General features: G+C 67.6%; 26 protein-coding genes. 19 read left to right on the top strand and 7 right to left on the bottom strand.

The window, feature by feature from the left end:
• The first annotated feature begins 2 nt into the window (after nucleotides 1–2).
• Both INQ48_13705 and INQ48_13700 read left to right on the top strand, forming a co-directional pair.
• Nucleotides 3–359 (top strand): hypothetical protein, encoded by a 357-nt coding sequence (locus INQ48_13705; GenBank protein QRF60200.1) that lies wholly within the window; start codon nucleotides 3–5, stop codon nucleotides 357–359.
• The gene (locus tag INQ48_13700) at nucleotides 356–2,371 is read left to right on the top strand and encodes a DNA cytosine methyltransferase (GenBank protein QRF60199.1); all 2,016 of its coding nucleotides are present in this window, start codon (nucleotides 356–358) and stop codon (nucleotides 2,369–2,371) included. Before INQ48_13705 ends, INQ48_13700 begins: the two co-directional genes overlap by 4 nt.
• 2 nt (nucleotides 2,372–2,373) lie before the next feature.
• Here the strand turns inward: INQ48_13700 and INQ48_13695 are convergent, their stop codons facing one another.
• The 3 genes from INQ48_13695 to INQ48_13685 are packed head-to-tail and all read right to left on the bottom strand — an operon-like array spanning nucleotide 2,374 to nucleotide 3,093.
• On the bottom strand, nucleotides 2,374–2,607 hold the full coding sequence (locus INQ48_13695) for a hypothetical protein (GenBank protein ID QRF60198.1): 234 nt from the start codon (nucleotides 2,605–2,607) through the stop codon (nucleotides 2,374–2,376).
• 39 nt (nucleotides 2,608–2,646) lie between these two features.
• The gene (locus tag INQ48_13690) at nucleotides 2,647–2,889 is read right to left on the bottom strand and encodes a hypothetical protein (GenBank protein ID QRF60197.1); all 243 of its coding nucleotides are present in this window, start codon (nucleotides 2,887–2,889) and stop codon (nucleotides 2,647–2,649) included.
• A gap of 3 nt (nucleotides 2,890–2,892) precedes the next feature.
• Nucleotides 2,893–3,093, bottom strand: coding sequence for a hypothetical protein (locus INQ48_13685; GenBank protein ID QRF60196.1), 201 nt, complete (start codon nucleotides 3,091–3,093; stop codon nucleotides 2,893–2,895).
• 29 nt (nucleotides 3,094–3,122) lie between these two features.
• On the opposite strand from INQ48_13685, the gene INQ48_13680 reads away from it, so the two are divergent.
• The 13 genes from INQ48_13680 to INQ48_13620 are packed head-to-tail and all read left to right on the top strand — an operon-like array spanning nucleotide 3,123 to nucleotide 10,624.
• Nucleotides 3,123–4,349, top strand: a complete 1,227-nt coding sequence (locus tag INQ48_13680; GenBank protein ID QRF60195.1) for a phosphoadenosine phosphosulfate reductase family protein — start codon at nucleotides 3,123–3,125, stop codon at nucleotides 4,347–4,349.
• A 2-nt stretch (nucleotides 4,350–4,351) separates the two neighbouring features.
• Entirely contained in the window at nucleotides 4,352–4,549 is a 198-nt protein-coding gene (locus tag INQ48_13675; protein ID QRF60194.1) for a hypothetical protein, read from the top strand.
• On the top strand, nucleotides 4,539–5,576 hold the full coding sequence (locus INQ48_13670) for a phage Gp37/Gp68 family protein (protein ID QRF60193.1): 1,038 nt from the start codon (nucleotides 4,539–4,541) through the stop codon (nucleotides 5,574–5,576). The genes INQ48_13675 and INQ48_13670 overlap by 11 nt, the downstream gene beginning before the upstream one ends.
• A complete protein-coding gene (locus tag INQ48_13665; protein ID QRF60192.1) occupies nucleotides 5,569–5,883 on the top strand; it encodes a hypothetical protein in 315 nt (104 codons plus the stop codon). The genes INQ48_13670 and INQ48_13665 overlap by 8 nt, the downstream gene beginning before the upstream one ends.
• Nucleotides 5,870–6,193, top strand: a complete 324-nt coding sequence (locus tag INQ48_13660; GenBank protein QRF60191.1) for an ASCH domain-containing protein — start codon at nucleotides 5,870–5,872, stop codon at nucleotides 6,191–6,193. Before INQ48_13665 ends, INQ48_13660 begins: the two co-directional genes overlap by 14 nt.
• Nucleotides 6,190–6,420, top strand: coding sequence for a hypothetical protein (locus INQ48_13655; protein ID QRF60190.1), 231 nt, complete (start codon nucleotides 6,190–6,192; stop codon nucleotides 6,418–6,420). The genes INQ48_13660 and INQ48_13655 overlap by 4 nt, the downstream gene beginning before the upstream one ends.
• Complete coding sequence (locus INQ48_13650; GenBank protein QRF60189.1) at nucleotides 6,417–7,262, top strand: hypothetical protein; 846 nt, start codon at nucleotides 6,417–6,419, stop codon at nucleotides 7,260–7,262. Before INQ48_13655 ends, INQ48_13650 begins: the two co-directional genes overlap by 4 nt.
• Complete coding sequence (locus tag INQ48_13645) at nucleotides 7,259–7,609, top strand: hypothetical protein (GenBank protein ID QRF60188.1); 351 nt, start codon at nucleotides 7,259–7,261, stop codon at nucleotides 7,607–7,609. The genes INQ48_13650 and INQ48_13645 overlap by 4 nt, the downstream gene beginning before the upstream one ends.
• Nucleotides 7,609–7,815 carry a hypothetical protein gene (locus tag INQ48_13640; GenBank protein QRF60187.1) on the top strand — a complete coding sequence of 69 codons (207 nt, stop codon included), beginning with the start codon at nucleotides 7,609–7,611 and terminating at the stop codon, nucleotides 7,813–7,815. The genes INQ48_13645 and INQ48_13640 overlap by 1 nt, the downstream gene beginning before the upstream one ends.
• Nucleotides 7,812–8,477, top strand: coding sequence for a J domain-containing protein (locus INQ48_13635; protein ID QRF60186.1), 666 nt, complete (start codon nucleotides 7,812–7,814; stop codon nucleotides 8,475–8,477). Before INQ48_13640 ends, INQ48_13635 begins: the two co-directional genes overlap by 4 nt.
• On the top strand, nucleotides 8,474–9,211 hold the full coding sequence (locus tag INQ48_13630; protein QRF60185.1) for a hypothetical protein: 738 nt from the start codon (nucleotides 8,474–8,476) through the stop codon (nucleotides 9,209–9,211). Before INQ48_13635 ends, INQ48_13630 begins: the two co-directional genes overlap by 4 nt.
• Nucleotides 9,208–9,504: a hypothetical protein gene (locus INQ48_13625; protein ID QRF60184.1), complete on the top strand. Its 297-nt coding sequence runs from the start codon at nucleotides 9,208–9,210 to the stop codon at nucleotides 9,502–9,504. Before INQ48_13630 ends, INQ48_13625 begins: the two co-directional genes overlap by 4 nt.
• Nucleotides 9,505–9,517: 13 nt before the next feature.
• Nucleotides 9,518–10,624 carry a tyrosine-type recombinase/integrase gene (locus INQ48_13620; GenBank protein ID QRF60183.1) on the top strand — a complete coding sequence of 369 codons (1,107 nt, stop codon included), beginning with the start codon at nucleotides 9,518–9,520 and terminating at the stop codon, nucleotides 10,622–10,624.
• A gap of 8 nt (nucleotides 10,625–10,632) precedes the next feature.
• Here INQ48_13620 and INQ48_13615 read toward each other — a convergent pair whose 3' ends face one another.
• The gene (locus tag INQ48_13615; GenBank protein QRF60182.1) at nucleotides 10,633–10,881 is read right to left on the bottom strand and encodes a hypothetical protein; all 249 of its coding nucleotides are present in this window, start codon (nucleotides 10,879–10,881) and stop codon (nucleotides 10,633–10,635) included.
• 361 nt (nucleotides 10,882–11,242) lie between these two features.
• Complete coding sequence (locus tag INQ48_13610; protein ID QRF60181.1) at nucleotides 11,243–12,244, bottom strand: hypothetical protein; 1,002 nt, start codon at nucleotides 12,242–12,244, stop codon at nucleotides 11,243–11,245.
• 372 nt (nucleotides 12,245–12,616) lie between these two features.
• Here INQ48_13610 and INQ48_13605 point away from each other — a divergent pair, with 372 nt between their 5' ends.
• Together INQ48_13605 and INQ48_13600 are read left to right on the top strand one after the other, a co-directional pair.
• Complete coding sequence (locus tag INQ48_13605) at nucleotides 12,617–12,886, top strand: hypothetical protein (GenBank protein QRF60180.1); 270 nt, start codon at nucleotides 12,617–12,619, stop codon at nucleotides 12,884–12,886.
• Nucleotides 12,887–12,943: 57 nt separating this feature from the next.
• On the top strand, nucleotides 12,944–13,168 hold the full coding sequence (locus tag INQ48_13600; GenBank protein ID QRF60179.1) for a hypothetical protein: 225 nt from the start codon (nucleotides 12,944–12,946) through the stop codon (nucleotides 13,166–13,168).
• Nucleotides 13,169–13,305: 137 nt separating this feature from the next.
• Here the strand turns inward: INQ48_13600 and INQ48_13595 are convergent, their stop codons facing one another.
• Nucleotides 13,306–13,542, bottom strand: coding sequence for a hypothetical protein (locus INQ48_13595; protein QRF60178.1), 237 nt, complete (start codon nucleotides 13,540–13,542; stop codon nucleotides 13,306–13,308).
• Nucleotides 13,543–14,104: 562 nt separating this feature from the next.
• On the opposite strand from INQ48_13595, the gene INQ48_13590 reads away from it, so the two are divergent.
• On the top strand, nucleotides 14,105–14,995 hold the full coding sequence (locus INQ48_13590; GenBank protein QRF60177.1) for a peptidoglycan-binding protein: 891 nt from the start codon (nucleotides 14,105–14,107) through the stop codon (nucleotides 14,993–14,995).
• 74 nt (nucleotides 14,996–15,069) lie between these two features.
• On the opposite strand, the gene INQ48_13585 is transcribed toward INQ48_13590, so the two are convergent.
• Nucleotides 15,070–15,474, bottom strand: a complete 405-nt coding sequence (locus INQ48_13585) for a GFA family protein (GenBank protein ID QRF60176.1) — start codon at nucleotides 15,472–15,474, stop codon at nucleotides 15,070–15,072.
• A gap of 95 nt (nucleotides 15,475–15,569) precedes the next feature.
• Here INQ48_13585 and INQ48_13580 point away from each other — a divergent pair, with 95 nt between their 5' ends.
• A complete protein-coding gene (locus tag INQ48_13580) occupies nucleotides 15,570–16,532 on the top strand; it encodes a YafY family transcriptional regulator (protein ID QRF60175.1) in 963 nt (320 codons plus the stop codon).
• The last annotated feature ends 22 nt before the right edge of the window (nucleotides 16,533–16,554 follow it).

The following is a 16,554-nucleotide window of genomic DNA, read 5'->3' as shown; positions in this document are numbered from 1 at the left end:
GCATGGACTTCGCCGTCATCTCCATCGAGAAGGTGAAGGACGCGCTCGCGCGCGCCCTCGCCCTTGGCCAGGACAGAAAGGCGGCAATGCACGCCGCCGCGCAGTCCCTCGGCATTACCGTCGAGGCCGTGCGCGAGGCCATCGACATCAGCGACAGTGCGGCCGCCGCAGCCGCGCTCGACTGCCGCGCTCTCCAGCCGCGCGAGCCGAGCATCGACTACCGGCAGGTCGACGACGTCCGAATGATGCGCCAGTCCCCCCAGTGCGCTGGCTTCGCGCGGCCGCTGAGCGGTGCGGCCAAGGCCATCCGCTCGCGCATGCTCGGCGCCGCACAGCCCAGCGGGGACGCGCCGGCATGAAGCACGTCGAGATCCGGCACTTCCACGCCTTCGTCGGCCTGGGCGGAGGCGCGCGAGGCTTCAACAAAGCCAACCCGCGCGTCGGCAACCTGCAGGCGAAGTTCCGCTGCATCGGCGGCATCGACGTCGACGCCGCGGCGATCCGCGACTTCAACCGTCTCGCCAACGCCACCGGCACCGTGCTCGACCTCTTCGACCGGGCCCAGTTCGAGGCCTTCCATGGCCGGCCGCCGCCGGCGGGCTGGCGCGAGGCCATGCCGGCCGACATCCACCGCGCCGCGGGCGGCGAGCGGCCGCACATCATCTTCCTCTCGGCGCCCTGCAAGGGCTTCAGCGGCTTGCTCGCCGAAGGCAAGAGCAAGAGCGACAAGTACCAGGCGCTGAATCGGCTCACGCTGCGCGGCGTGTGGCTGATGCTCGAGGCCTGGAAGAACGATCCGCCCGAGCTCTTCGTCTTCGAAAACGTGCCGCGCATCGCGACGCGCGGGCGCCACCTGCTCGACCAAATCACCAGCCTGCTGCGCAGCTACGGCTACGCCGTGGCCGAGACGACGCACGACTGCGGCGAGCTCGGCGGCTTGGCGCAGAGCAGGAAGCGCTTCCTGCTGGTTGCGAGGCACATCGAGAAAGTGCCGCCGTTCCTCTACGAGCCCGAGAAGCGCCCGCTGCGCGCCGTGGGCGACGTGCTCGGCCGCATGCTGATGCCCGGCGACGAGCGCGCCGGCCCGATGCACCGCATTCCGGCGCTGCAGTGGAAGACCTGGGTTCGCCTCGCCTTCGTCGAGGCCGGCAGCGACTGGCGGAGCCTGAACAAGCTAGCCGTCGAGAACGGGCACCTGCGTGACTACCTGATCGTGCCTAGCACGCAGGAGGGCACCGGCGCCTACGGCGTCACCCGCTGGGAGGACCATTCGAAGCTGGTGGCGGCGCGCAGCGGCCCCAGCAATGGCGCGTTTTCGGTGGCTGATCCGCGCACCGAGGGCGCGCATCACCGCGCCTTCGGCGTCCACCCGTGGGGCGACCCGCTCGGCGTGGTAGCTGGATCAAGCCGTCCGAGCAATGGCCGCTTCACGGTGGCCGATCCTCGCGCGCCCGCAGCCGCGCTGCAGTACCAGCAATACGGCGTGCTTGACTGGGCCGAGCCGATGGGAGCGGTGATCGGCGTGAAGTCGCCCGGTCAGGGCACTTTCAGCGTCGCCGACCCGCGCGGCCCTCAGGACCGCAAGCCGTTCGCCAAGTACGCGGTGACCCCGTGGGATTCCAGCGCGGGCACCGTCATCGGCGGCGACGACTCGGGCGCCTACGCGGTGCAGGACCCGCGCGCCAGCGGCGTGCGCCACAACAACGTGTTCCGCGTGGTGCCCTGGGACAAGCCCGGCACGACGGTCACGGCCGGCACCGGGCCGTCGGCGGGCGGCACCGCAGTCGCAGACCCGCGGCAGCCCGGCCTGCCATTCGCGAAGTACTCGGTGACCAGCTTCGGCGAGCCCGCCGGCACCGTGATCAGTGGCAGCACCACCGGCCAGGGAGCCTACGCGGTGGCCGATCCTCGCAGCGGCATCCAGCGCAGCAAGGGCGACGCCTACCTGACGGCCGGCCACTACGGTGTCACGTCGTGGAACGAGCCCGCCGGCGCGGTCAGCGCGGCCGCCGGCCACGACAACGGCCGGTGGAGCGTCGCCGACCCGCGCATGCCCGCCGCGGCCGACAAAGTGGTGTGCCGCATTCAGGCGCTCGACGGCACGTGGCATCGCCCTTTCACGACGCTCGAGCTCGCGGCCCTGCAATCGCTGTTCGATCCCGAGGAGCGCTTCGAGCTGGACGGCCTGAGCGACCAGGCCTGGCGCGAGCGCATCGGCAACGCAGTGCCCAGCGACGCCGCGTGCGCGATCGCCGAGGTGATGGGCACCACGCTGCTGCTGGCGATGACCGGCGAGACCTTCATGCTGTCAGCGCAGCCGATCTGGGTGCGCGACGTCGCTATGGCGCTTACCGTCAGGGGGGCGAACTGATGTCAGCCCGCCAGTTCCTCGTCAATTTTGAGCTTCGCGGCCTCAAGCATGGCGGCATGGGCAGCTTCTCTACTCGGGAACGGGCCGACGACAGCAACCGCGCAGATCGTGTCGTCCGGACGACGAATCGAACACGTGGAAACCGCAGGCTCCCCGTTGACGTCTGGGGCGACCGCCGTGATGGTGTACCCGCGATACGGCGTCGCGACAGGAGCGTAAAAAGGCTTCTCGATCATGGTGTCATTGCACGTTTGCGCGAGGCGGTAGCGCCAGGCTCAGTCCTCAAGATCGTATTGCCGCTGCAGGTCGCGAATGATCCGCGCGATGTCAGCGCGATGGGTGCCGCGGTCTGTCAGCACCGGCACGGTCCAGTTCGGGCCGCCCTCGCCGTCGCCGCCCGTGCCGACCACGCCGCCGCGGTGCACGTCCGTTTCCTGGCCTGCCAGGTCAGGGACGGCCTCGATGCGCTCGAGCAACAGTTCGCGCAGCTGTTTTGCGGTGCGGGTGGGCTTCGGCATTCCCTACTTCGCCTTCGCTTTCTTCTGCGCAAGGGTCAGCTCGTTTGTTGCAAGGACCTGCAATACACCGACCAGCACCATAGCGAAGTCCTCTCTGTTCACAGGGATCTTGAGCGTCTCCATCACGAAATCTCGCGCACTGAGATGCTGGTTTCGCAGCATTTCCACTGCGTCGGGCAGGCTGTTCGGGTCCAAGGTAGCCATCGTCTTCTCCTGGTTGTGAGGCCAGCAGTATGAAGCACCAACCCAGCTTCTTCGACGGCGGCCAGCGCCTGCAGATGACCGAGAGCATCGAGCTCACGATCCAGTCGCTGCAGGCCTACGGGCCCGATCACCCGCACTGGGGCATTGCCTGGTCGGGCGGCAAAGACAGCAGCGCCACGTTGACGGTCGTCACCTGGCTGATCGACACCGGGAAGATCCGCGCGCCGGAGACGCTGACGGTCTTCTACGCCGACACGCGCCAGGAACTGCCGCCGCTGGCAATCGCAGCCGAGCAGATCATGGACGAGCTGCGCGAGCGCGGCATCCGCGTCGAGGTGGTGACCGCGCCCATGGACAAGCGATTCATGGTCTACATCCTCGGCCGCGGCGTGCCGCCGCCGAACAACAACACGCTGCGGTGGTGCACGCGCCAGATCAAGATCGACCCGATGGAGCAGGCGCTGCGCGATCGGCTCGACCAGCTCGACGGCCAGATCCTGATGATCACAGGCGTGCGTCAGGGCGAGAGCGCGATCCGCGACCGCCGCATCGAGATGTCGTGCGGCAAGGACGGCGCCGAGTGCGGTCAGGGCTGGTACCAGCAGGTGCTGCCCAACGCGCGCGGCTTGCGCGGCCGCATCGCAACGCTGGCGCCCCTGCTGCACTGGCGGGTGTGCCACGTCTGGGAATGGCTCAAGCACTGGGCGCCTGAGGCGGACTTCGGCGACTGGAGCACGGCCATGATCGCGGACGCCTACGGCGGCGACGAGGCCGAGGAGATCAACGCGCGCACCGGCTGCGTCGGCTGCGCGCTGGCGGCCGAGGACACCGCGCTGGACACGGTGCTGCTGGTGCCGCAATGGCAGTACCTGCGGCCGCTCAAGGGCATCAAGCCGCTGTGGCGCGAGCTACGGGAGCCGAAGCACAGGATCAAGAAGGCCGGGCTCGAGCGGCTCAAGGACGGGAGCATCGCGAAGAACCCGCAGCGCATGGGCCCAATCACGCTCGAGGCACGCACGATGGGCCTCGAGCGGATCCTCGCCATCCAGACCGAATGCAACGACGCGGCGCGCGCGGAGGGCCGCCCGCAGATCAGCCTCATCAATAGCGACGAGGAGGCGCGCATCCGCGCGCTGATCGCCGCCAACACGTGGCCCGACGGCTGGGAGGGCGACGAGCCCGCGGCCGACACGGTCATGCCAGTCGTCTACCAGAACGGCGCCGTGCAGCCCCTGCTGTTCGGCGCGGGGGAATAGTGATGCACCTCATCGACACCACGCCGGCACCGAGCAGGGCGAACGACATCATCGCGCTACAGATGGCCGCGCAGCACCTCATCGAGAGCGCGCGCGAGCGCGGCCTCGTCGTCACCATCGATCTCAAGCCGATCGCCCCGCTCGCGATGGGCCGCTACGAGATGGTCTACCAGGTCAGGGAGGCTCGCAGTGGCCGCTGACACGAAGATCGAGTGGTGCGACCACACCTTCAACCCGTGGATCGGCTGCACGAAGGTCTCCACCGCCGCCACGTGCGGCGGCGGCTGCGACGGCTGCTATGCGGAAGTCAGCACGCCGGTCCGCGTGCTGCGGGCCAGGGGCATCGAGACCTGGGGCCCGCACGCCGAACGCCATCGCACCAGCCCATCGAACTGGGCGAAGCCGCGTCGCTGGAACGCCCAGCACGAAGCCTTCTTCGCCGAGCACGGACGCCGGCAGCGCGTGTTCTGCGCCAGCCTGGCCGACTGGCTCGACAACGCGGTCGACGTGGAATTGCTGGTCGACCTGCTCGGCCTGATCCGCATCACGCCGGACCTCGACTGGCTGCTGCTGTCGAAGCGCATCGGCAATTGGCGCAGCCGGCTCGAGGCGGCAGCGGAATGGCTCCGCGAGCGGCTCACGACTGCGGCCGAAGCCACCGTCGCGCTGCTTCGCTGGATCGAGCGCTGGCTGGAGGGCGATGCGCCCGCGAACGTCTGGATCGGCGCTACGGTGGTCAACCAGGCCGAGGCCGACCGCGACCTCCCCAAGCTGCTCTGGGTACCAGCGCGCGTGCGGTTTCTGAGCATGGAGCCGCTGCTGGGCCCGGTCGATCTGCACCTGCCATGGTTCAGCGAACCCGGCACTCGATACAAGCCGCTGCTGCATTGGGTGATCGCTGGCGGCGAGAGCGGTCCACATGCGCGGCCAATGCATCCCGACTGGGCCCGTAGCCTGCGCGATCAGTGCCAGGCGGTCGGCGTGCCGTTCCTGTTCAAGCAGCACGGGGAATGGGTTTCGGCCGGCGAGCCAGCCTTCGGCACCGTCGAGGGCAAGAAGGTCGCGCTGATCAGGCCGGACGGCACCATGGTCGATCCGCTGTCCGACGAAGGCCGCGACGAGAACGCCGACGTTGCGACCATGTCGATGGTCGGCAAGAGCGCCGCCGGCCGCCTGCTCGACGGCCGCACGTGGCACCAATTTCCCGGGGAGGCCACCCATGCCTAAACCCCTGGGTTGCAACTACGAGGCGCCCACCTTCGGCGCTCGCTACCCGGACGGGACCTGCATCGAGGGCTTCATGTGGGACCTGGACAGCTGCGACGAGCCGGGCGGCGGCCTGACGTCGGGCGGCGATATCCCCTGCCCCTGGTGCAACACCGCCGCTCACATCGAGTGGATGGACACGAGGCCGTCCGGCAACGCGCGCCAGCGCCGCAAGGCCGCGCGCGCGCTGATCGCGAAGGTTCGCACCTGGGCCGACGAGCGCTCCTCCTTCGACCCTGCCGGGAGGTCTCAGCATGGCGCCGCCTGAAGTGGTCAACACCGAGCCGTTCCCGCCGGTACCGGCCAGCTTGCTGCACCTCCCGCTCAAGCGCGAGTACTTCGAGCAGATCCGCGACGGCAAGAAGCGATTCGAATACCGCCTCCGCACGGCCTACTGGTGCCGTCGGCTCGAGGGACGCTTCTACAGCGGGATCGTGCTCACCATGGGCTACCCGCCGGCCAACGATGCCGCGCGCCGGCTCGAGCTGCCTTTCCGCGGCTACGAGCTCGCCACGATCACCCACGAGCACTTCGGTCCGTCGCCGGTCCACGTGTTCGCGATCAGGGTCTGGCCATGACGCGGCCGGGCTTCGGCGCTTTCTCCAGTGCGGTGGCGCGCGCAATGGCCGAGGTGCGCCGCCAGCACTGCACCCCACCCCACTTCCGCCCTGCGCAGACCACGCAGGGAACCATCCGCTGCACGAAGTGCGGCGGCAACCTCACCTACACCGCCAGCGCGATCGACGGCCGCACCACCGGCCGCTGCTCGACCTTGGACTGCGTCAAATGGAGCGACCCGAAATGAACGACACCTTCCGCGGCGACAACGCCGCCCTCATCAAGAGCATCGACTCTCTGTTGCGGCTCGACGCCGCCGGTGCGCTGGTGCCGCACGGCGTTGGCGGCCTGGCGCGTCAGCTGCTGGCCGCGGCCGCATCGCGCCTCGCGGCCACACCGGCGGTACCGTTCTGCGCGCCCGACGGCACCTGCTCGTGCCAGAAGTTCGCCGACGATCCCGCCGCGTGCGAGCGACGGTTCGAAGCGGCTGCCCAGTTGGCCCCCGGCGAGGCTGCGCCGGACCTGCTGCAAGACCTGCACAACGAGCTGTACCGCGCGCAGACGACGGACAGCGTCGACGTGCTGACACGATCCATCGGCAAGGCGCGGCTCCTGCTGTCGCTCTACCGCGACTCGCTCGCCCAGCCGGCACCCGTGCCGAAGTGGATCGACGACCCGCACGACATCGAGCAGGGGCAGATGCTCAACCCAGCGTGGTTGAAACTGCACGGCCTCTCTGAGGCCGAGGCGGCCAACCAGCTCGCTCCCGTGCAGCGCAACGACGCGGGAGACCTCGCGGCGCTGAACGACGACCTGATCGCTATCCTCGGCCGGCCGAACTTCACGTGCATCCGCCTCGCGCAGGCCCTGCGTCTTTGCGGCACCGACATCAAGACGAAGGCCGAGCACGAACAGGCCGCGGTGATTCACTTCCTGCTGATGCGCTACCTGAGCCACGGCAGCGAATGGGCAAAGCACGCGGAAGCCGACCTGCGCGCGATGCTCGACCAAGTCAAAGCGAAGAACAAGGCAGCGCTCGAATCCGATCCGGCCGCTACTGCCGGCGACACCAAGGGAGCCGCGCAATGAGCACCTGGACCGTCGACCAATGGAAGGACATGCTCGAGTGGGCTGTCCTGATGTTCCTGATCGCGTTCGCCTTCGTGATGTGGCTGCTCGACTGGTATCGCGAGCAGCGCGCGGCCGCGGCGCCCGACCTGAGCGCCGAGGGCTTCGACGCGGTCTGCGAGGCCGTGGCGAAATCCCTGGGGGACGCCTACGACTGCACGCGCGCATGGTCGGCCTGGGGCTACGGCACCATGAGCGCGGCCGACTTCTCGACCGTGGGCCATGACGGCGACCGCGTGGCCGAGATCGCACAGGCTGCGGTCAACGCCTACCGCGCCGCCGTCGCCGAAGCAAAAGGAGCCGCGTGATGTGGATCGACTTCCTCATCCTGACGCTGGTGATCCTCGGCACGGCCGCCAGCTCGGCCCTGCTGCTGTTCCCGAGCCTGCCATGGCCCGCCTACGCCTACTGGCTGGGCGCGATCTTCGTGCTGTGCGTCGGCTCGTGGTGCGCTTGGTCGCGCTGGCACTGGGCGATCGAGAACGCTGCGTGGCAGGAGCGGCAAAAGCAATGACGATCACCGCATTCCCTCTGTGCTGGCCGCCGGGCTGGAAGCGCACCGCCGCGGAGCGCCGCGCCTTCGGCAAGTTCGGCACGACGAAGCAATCCAAGGCCGGCAGCTGGCGCTCGGTGCAAAGCATCACGATCGCCGAGGCCACCCAGCGCCTGCGCGCCGAGCTCGAGCGCATGGGCGTGCGCGACGATGACCTGGTGCTGAGCACGAACCTGCGCCTGCGCCTCGACGGACTGCCGCGCAGCGATCAGGCGCAGCCCGCCGACCCCGGCGCCGCGGTGTACTGGGCCGACCCATGGTCGGTCGCGCCGCGCTGCATGGCGATCGATCGCTACACGAAGGTCGAGCAGAACATCGCGGCCCTGGCCGCCACCATCGAGGCCATGCGCTCCATCGAGCGCCACGGCGGCGCGGTGGTGCTGGAGCGCGCCTTCACCGGCTTCGCGGCGCTGCCGCCGCCCATCGTCGCCGGGATGAAGCGCGACTGGCAGCTGGTGCTCGAGCTAGGGGACCTGCTGCTGCCCACCGAGGACGACGTGCGGCGCGCCTACCAGCGCCTGGCCAGCCGGTACCACCCCGATCGCGCCGGCGGCGACCCCGTGCGCATGGCCGAACTCAATGCCGCGCGCGACGAGGCGCTGAAGTGGATCCAGAAGCGATGACGCCCGCATCGCTGGCCGTGGTCGGCCACATCGAGATCCCGCCCGCCGTGCTTGAGCACCGCTTCGTGCGCGAGGCCTTGGCCAACACCATGACCCTCGTGCAGAACGAGGATCCCCGCATGCAGGTCGTCGGCACCGAGAACACGCGCTCGTGCGAGCTCTACGGCTGGGCGCCCAACGTCGATCCGCACCTCGACTGCACCGGTTGGGTGTACCTGGTCGCGCTCAACGCCGGCTTCAGCAACGTGCACGCCTGGGCCTCGGCCAAGCCGCAGGCCCGCAAGCTGCACAGCGTCGAGCTCCGGCCCGGCGACGTAGTGCGGCTGTGGGACTTCTGCGAGCACTGGACCGAGGACCGCACCGCGCGCGTCGCCGCCTTCGTTGGTTCCTACGAGCGGCCGCGCGACGCCGAGGCGCTGGCCGCCCTGCAGCGCGGCATCGACGCCCTCGCCGCCGGCGCCTACTACGGCGCGCCGCGCGTGCGCGACGGCTTCCGCGCCCTGCTGCCCGACGAGTGCCTGGTCGCCAACGACGACTTCACCGAGCTGCACCCGATGCTGGTGGCCGACGCCCGCCGGCAGAAGCGCTTCATCGAGGGCTGTGCGGTCTGCGGGAAGCCCGCCATCCGCCCCGACGACAAGTGGCCGTACTTCTCTGACAAATCGGCGTGCCGCGATCACCTCGCCGAGCGCGGCAGGCGCGCGCTAGCTGCGGCGCTGCAGGAGCTGGCATGAACGGCATGTTCCTGACCGACCCCGAGATCGACCAGATCTGCGAAGGCCTGGGCCCGAACTCGCACGCGGCGAAGGTGAAGCGGCTGCAGTCGCTGGGCCTGATCGTCAACCGCAAGCCCAACGGCCGCCCCCTGGTCGTGCGCGCGCATGCCGAGGCCGTGCTCAGCGGCCGCGCCCAGGCCGCAGCCGAGGAACTGGCCGCCGCGGGCAACCCTGAATCCGGCGCACCGCGCCCCACCACCGGCGATCGTGCAGCAGTCATCGCGCTGTTCGGCCGCAAGAAAGCTGCATAGGATCAACACCCACATGGGCCGCCGCCGCAAATCAGCGCTCGACCTCGAGCAGCGCGTCTACTTCAACCACGGGGCGTTCTACTACGTCCACCAGAACGGCAAGTGGGAGCGCCTGGGGACCGACAAGGACGAAGCCAACCGCAAGGCGAGGATCCACAACGACCCGGAAAGCCTCTACGGGACCATGGTGTACTGGCTCGACCAGTTCCTGCTGCACTGCGCCAAGCGCGTCCACGGCGGTACCCTCAAACAGCGGACCTACGACGACTACGAAGACGCCATCGTCCCGCCCACCGAGACCCGCACCCGCGGCGCGCTGCGGACGTTCTTCGCGCCGCCGCGCACCCCGCTCGATGTGACGCCGGCCATGGTGCAGGACTTCCTGATCACGATGGCCGAGCTCGGCCGCCCGACGCCTGCCAACAGGGAACGGGCATGTCTTTCGGCATGCTTCAGCTGGCTGCTCCGCACGGGCAAGGTGCCCGGCCTGCTCGTGAACCCGTGCCTGCGCGCGAGCGGCGTGCAGCGCAACAAGGAGACGAGGCGCACGCGCTACGTCACCCACGACGAGTTCAAGGAGGTCTACGCCGTGGCCGGCGCCAGCGAGCGCCTGATGATGGAACTGGCGTACCGCACGCTGCAGCGGCCGGAAAGCGACATCGTCTACTGGACCTCGGAGAACCTGGTCAAGGAAGGTGGCAAGCGCCTGCTGAAGCACCGCCAGAACAAGACCGGGACCGACATCGTCATCGAGCTGCCGAAGAGCGTGAACGACCTTCTCGACCGCGCGCTCGGCACCGAGGACAACATCGTGAAGCTCCGTCAGCCGCTCGTGCATCGCCTGGATGGCGAGGCCTACGACTACGACGGACTGAGCTCGATGTTGCGTCGCTCGATCGCCGTGGCCAATGAGCGTCGCAAGGCGCGGAAGAAAGAGCCGATGGCGTCCTTCGGCTTCCGAGACCTCAAGGGCAAGGGCGCCACCGACATGTGGCTCGCCGGCGTGCCGATCGAGCGAATCCAGTTGCTGTGCGGGCACAAGAGTAAGGCCACCACCGAGGTCTACATCAAGCAGCGGTGGCGGGAGACCGCGCAACCCAACTTGATAGAAATGAGCTGAGGCACAACTCAGTCAGACCCATCCCTTTCCCTATACCACCTTGGCGCGCTGTTTGCTGTTTTCGCCGGCCGATAGCGGTACACAGGGTTGTCGTTCCAGTTCGGGGCTAAAAAAGTGACGGCAGCGGAAATCTCAGTGCCTTCGATGGAAAAGCTGATCGATTTCTCAATCTCGACCGAAGTCGGATAGTGCCTAGCCACCGTCGCCAGCAGCAGAGCCCGCATTGCGTCGGGTGCGTCGAAGTACTTAGAGGCCATCGCGGAAAAATTTCTAGAAAAGTGCAGAGGTCGAGAATGCCAAATATCCAGTGTTTTGCCCCTCGATTCTGCTTAATAAGTAGGCAATTTCAGGGGTTCTGACCGCTCAAGATATTTGGCAACCGCTGGACGAATTTCCAGTGTTGGCGCGGTGCGGCAGCGCGTCCGGGCCGCCGACTGTTAATCCGTAGGTCCCTGGTTCGAGCCCAGGTCGAGGAGCCAAAACAAGCCGCAAGGCTACTGGATGCCCCGCTACTCACAAGGTAGCGGGGCATTTTCCTTTGTGCACGTCGTTCTTCTTCGAAGACGAACGAAAAAAAGCCCGGCACCCGGCCGGGCTCGAGCTTCTCGCGAAGCCGCGTCAGAACTGACGCGTATCGCAGAGTCGGCCCTTGCAGTCCGAGGTCGTGAAGTAACGTTCGCCCTCGCCGTGGACCTCCGCCAGGCTGGCACCCTTCTTTCCTTCGTCGTTGGCACGCACCACCAGCTTCGCGAAGTCGAAGGAATCGTCGCTGGCCTTTTCGTAGAACGAAAACTTCGCGGACTGCGTCGCATCCTTTTCGTAGATGAACTTCCTTCCGTCCGAGAAGGTGGGGCTGTCGAGCAAACGGAACCCCTTGGCACCTTGCGCGTTGAGCTGGGCCAGGAAGGCAGCTGTGCTGTCTTCACCGGCGGCTTTGTCGAGGAAGGCGTAGGCGTAGGCGGCGTTGCTCCTGTCGTCCTTCTCGAAGATCCGGATCCTGGTCCCGCCCCATCGCGCCTCCAGCGCATGCGGGTAGTAGCCGTTCACGCCCTTGGCGTTGAGCTCGGTGAGGAACGCATCCGCGGTGGGCGTGGCGCTCCACTCGGTCACGATGTAGCTGTAGGTCGTGGCGGCGGCGTTGTCCTTGTAATAGAGGCCCACGTCGCCGAACAACGGCCTGTAGCCGCGCAATCCCTGCGTCCTCAGCTGCTCCCTCAGCGCCGCGACGCTGTCCGCGGCGACCACCTGCTCATAGCTGTAGGTCGTCTTCGAATCCTTCACATAGAGGGAAACGTTCCCCTCATCGCCGTATTCGCCGAAGGCGACAAAGCGATAGCCCCGCTCGCCCTGCGAATTGAACTGGCGCACCATTTCGTTCATGTTCTCTTCGGAATTTGGCAATTTCAGCGCTTCGTACATCACCACCCGCACGCTGGATTCCGGCTCGGGCGCGGGCGCGGGCCCGGGCGGCGGAGGAGGAGGAGGTGCGGGAGGCGTCGGGGGCGGCTGCATCAGCGGAAACACCGGCAAGCCGCCACCACCACCGCCTCCTCCGCCGCAGGCCGCCAGGGCCAGGCACGCAGCAGCCACACCCGTGACGGCGATCGATTTCAATCTCATTGGAAGACTCCCTTTTGAATGACTTGGCAAGAAACTTCAGGGATCCTGCAAAAGCAGCCGAAAGCCATTGAGCAGGCCAGCGGCAGCCACTCGGGATTCGAAGTGCCGCAAATATCTTAGTCATTTTTCTTGTTATTAATTTGCTAATTATTTGGCATTGATTTTCAATAAGCCATAAAGCCAATCGAAATAAATTACCAAATAACGGGCAAAAAAAAGCCCGGCATCGGACCGGGCTCAAGCCTTCTTGCAGTCAAGCATCAAAGGGACGGGCAACCCGTCAAGGAGAATGGAAAGTGGCGCACGACGCGCCTGCCATGGGATGGAGTTTACTGTATATTTGTACAGTCTTCTCTACCCAGGAGTACTGCCATGCCCCGCATCGAACAACCGGTGGTCGTGCCCAACTACGCGCTGACCGACGCCCTCTCGTGGATCTCGAAATTCGCCCATGCCTGGAAGGCGATCGAGCCCGCGCCCGCCACGCTCAGCATCGACGGCTTCATCATCTGGGGACCGGTGCTCTACGAGAAGCACAGCGCCGAAGATCCGGTGCAGCTCGCGGCGCGCCTGTTCGGCAGCTCGGGGCCCTACTTCAGATACCTGTACCCGGGTGCGGCGGCCGCTGCCAATCAGGGGTGAAGCGTCGGGCGCGAGGGTGCATGTCTTGCAGACACGGGAATGTCGGAGAATCGTGCGATGAACTGGCATGCACCTTCCCTCCTGGCCCTCCTGTCGATCCCCTGCGCGCTGGCCATCGCCGGCTGCTCGACGCCACCGAACGAAGTGATGCAGTTCCGCGAAGGCGTGCTGCGCGCCACCACCTACACGCAGGCGCAGCTGTACTGCGACAACAAGAACCAGACCCCGCGCTGGCTCGGCAAGGCACCGGCCGAGAGCGGCGTGCTGTTTCGCTGCGAATGATGCGATGAAGCAGGCCGCGCGCTGAGCCGCGGCCTTGCAAACACAGGCATCGTCGGGCTCGCACCGATCCCGCGACACTCGATCCACTCCGGCCGGCAAGCATTGCGCTCGCCGGCCTTTTCATTTCCTGGCGCCGATCAATGCGCCGTGAGGCCGCCACCGCCGGTCGCGTCGCGGCGAGTCTTCGCGTTGTCGATGGTCGCGCTGACCGAGCTGGTGTTGATGGCCAGTGCCACGAGCACCGAGCCGACGAAGGCCGGGTCGGTCGAGCCGCTGAATTCCGAAGCGCCCGCGATGGCCAGGGCCTGCTGCACCTGCTGGCGCGTGAGTTCGGCTGCCGCTTCTCCAACGACGTTCTTCTTGGTGGTTGCCATCTGAAAACTCCTGATTCTGGAAGTGAGGAAAAACAAAACAACGCCAGCCGACTGCGAGCCGCATGAACTCCATCACGCGCCACAACCCTCCGCCAACGATGAAATGTTAACTGGAGGTCAAAAATACGACGAAGGTTTTCACTCGAAGAAGGCCTCGAGAACACCATCGCCGTGCTCATCTTTTCCAAAGATTTAGCGATGGATAATCGCGCCTCGCTCCGCCAGCCGGCGCATCGCGCAAGCCCTCGGGCCTTGCCGTTCGTGCCTCGCTGCAGGCGGCGCGTTTCGAAGATGGGCCACCTTCCAAGAGCCCCCGTTCGAGCCGAGGTCGAGGAGCCGTTTTCCATCCCAGGCCCTGCCGGAATCCGCACCGCGGAGGACGCGCATGCGCACATGACTTTCGACACTGGCGTGCCGGGTGACCGGTCCGTATCGTCGCGCGGTCGCTTGCGACGCGGTATCGAATCGGGAGCTCGTATTGGCCACGCGGTCCCACCTTCGGCTGTTCGATAGGGGCGCCTGCCGCGCAGGCGCCGTGTTGTTTCACTTGATAGATCGGGACATGGCTTTTTCCAAACTTTCTCTCGCAAGCGCACTGGCCGGCCTGCTGGCCCTCTCGGGTTGCCAGACCATGGACATGCAGATGGGCAGCCAATCGGCCAAGACCGTGGCCACGGGCAGCGCGGCCGGCGCCGCCACCTCGGGCGAAAGCAGCGCGCTCGAGCGCTGCGACTCGCCGCTGGGCACCGTCTCGCTGATCGAGAACGTCAATGCCGGCTGGTACACCGTGCTGACCGGCGAATACAAGCTGCCGCCCACCGCCAACCTGCTGCGCCTGCTGGTGCAGCAATCGAACTGCTTCGTGGTGGTCGAGCGCGGCGCGGCCGGCATGAACGCGATGACGCGCGAGCGCGCGCTGCAGCAGTCGGGCGAGATGCGCGGCGGCAGCAACTTCGGTCGCGGCCAGATGGTCGCGTCCGACTACGGCCTGTCGCCCGAGATCGTGTTCAGCAACAACGACGCGGGCGGCCTCGGCGGCGCCATCGGCGGGCTGGTCGGCGGTGGCCGCGGCCGTGCCATCGCGAGCCTGGGCGCGAACCTGCAGACCAAGGAAGCCTCGGCGCTGCTGACGCTGATCGACAACCGCTCGGGCGTGCAGGTCGCGGCCGCGGAAGGCAGCGCCTCGAAGACCGACTTCGCGGGCTTCGCCGACCTCGCCGGCGGCCGCGCGGCCGGCGGCGTCGGCGGCTACACGCGCACGCCGCAGGGCAAGGTGATCGCGGCGGCCTTCATGGACGCCTTCAACCAGATGGTCCGTTCGCTGCGCAACTACAAGGCGCAGACGGTGCGCGGCCAGGGCCTCGGCGGCGGCGGCCGTCTCGGCGTGGATGGCGGCGCCGCGCCGTCGCAGACCTACGTGCCGGCCGAGCAGCCGACGCGCCGCCGCAAGTAAGCGCGGCGAGCGACGAACCGCGTCGCGCGAGCCCCGCCGCCGCCAGGCCGCGGGGCTTTTTATCGCCCGTCTTTTCAGAGATGCCGCGTCTCGGCCGGCGGGTTGAACCAGTTGTTGTTGCGCCCGTCCATGTACATCACGGGCGCGGCCACCAGCTCGTCGGGCGTGGCGTCGTCGAGGCAGCTGACGTTGATGCTGACGTACTTGCCGCCGACCTCGGTCACGTCGCCGCGGCCGAAGGGCCGCACGCCGCAATGGCGGCAGAACAGGTGGTGCGTGCTGTACGAGCCGAACTGGTAGGTCGACAGCTCGTCCTCGCCACTGACCATGCGGAAGGCCTCGGGCCGCACGATCGCCCCCCAGTTGCGCGCCTTGGCGCAGATCGAGCAGTTGCAGCGGCCGGTGCCGGCCGCGAGATCGATGTCGGCCTGGAAGCGAACCTTGCCGCAGTGGCAGCTGCCGTTGTAGGTCTTGAGCATGGGGTTTTCTCCTGGAGTCTGGGGTGTTGGAAGGCCCGAAGACTAAGGTCCATTGCGGACAGATCCTGTCCTCGATCGCAGGCATCATCGCGTCCATGCTGTCCGCCTCCGCCCGCCTCATCCGCCTGTTGTCGCTGTTCCAGGCCCAGCGCGCCTGGACCGGCGCCGAGCTCGCGCGCCGCCTCGAGATCACCGAACGCACCCTGCGCCGCGACGTCGACCGGCTGCGCAGCCTCGGCTACACGGTCGACTCCACCTCGGGCGTGGCCGGCGGCTACCGGCTCGGCGCGGGCACCAGCCTGCCGCCGCTGCTGCTCGAGGACGAGGAAGCGATCGCGGTGGCGGTCGGCCTGGGCGTGGGCCCGGCCGCCAGCGACGGCGGCAACGACATCGAGAACGCCTCGATGCGCGCGCTGGCCAAGCTCGAGCAACTGATGCCGCCGCGGCTGCGCCGCCGGCTCGACAAGCTGCGCGCGACGGTGGTGCCGGTGCTGCAGAAACGCTCGGACATCCGGCTCAAGGCGGTGTCGCTGTTCGCCGAGGCCTGCGCCGACCGCGCGCTGCTGCGCTTCGGCTACCGCGACCACCACGAGGTCGTCAGCAGCCGCCGCGTGGAGCCGCACCGCGTGGTGCAGACCGGCCAGCGCTGGTACCTGCTGGCCTGGGACACGGACCGCGAGGACTGGCGCACCTTCCGGCTCGACCGCATCGTCGATCCCGAGCCCACCGGCGCGCACTTCACGCCGCGGCGGCTGCCGCACGGCGACATCGCGGCCTACATGCAGCACGCGCTGCAGATCTCGCCCTACCTGCACCATGCGCGCGTGCTGGTGCATGCGCCCGTGGCCGCGCTCGACGGGCAACTGTCGTGGGTCGGCGGCGTGCCCGAGGCGGTCGCGCCCGACCGCACGCGCATCCAGACCGCGGCCAATTCGCTCGATGCGCTGGCGGTCTGGCTCGGCTGCCTGGGGCACGACTTCGAGGTCGAGTCGCCGCCCGAGCTCGGCGCCCACCTGCAGCGCGTGGCGTCGCGGCTGGCGCGCATGTCGGGCCACTGAGCGCGCGGTCCGCCCCTCCCAC

It is taken from the genome of Variovorax paradoxus, from assembly GCA_016806145.1.
In the GTDB taxonomy this organism is placed as follows: domain Bacteria; phylum Pseudomonadota; class Gammaproteobacteria; order Burkholderiales; family Burkholderiaceae_C; genus Variovorax.
Note: the sequence above shows the minus strand (reverse complement) of the source record. Positions and strands in the feature narration are given on the sequence as shown.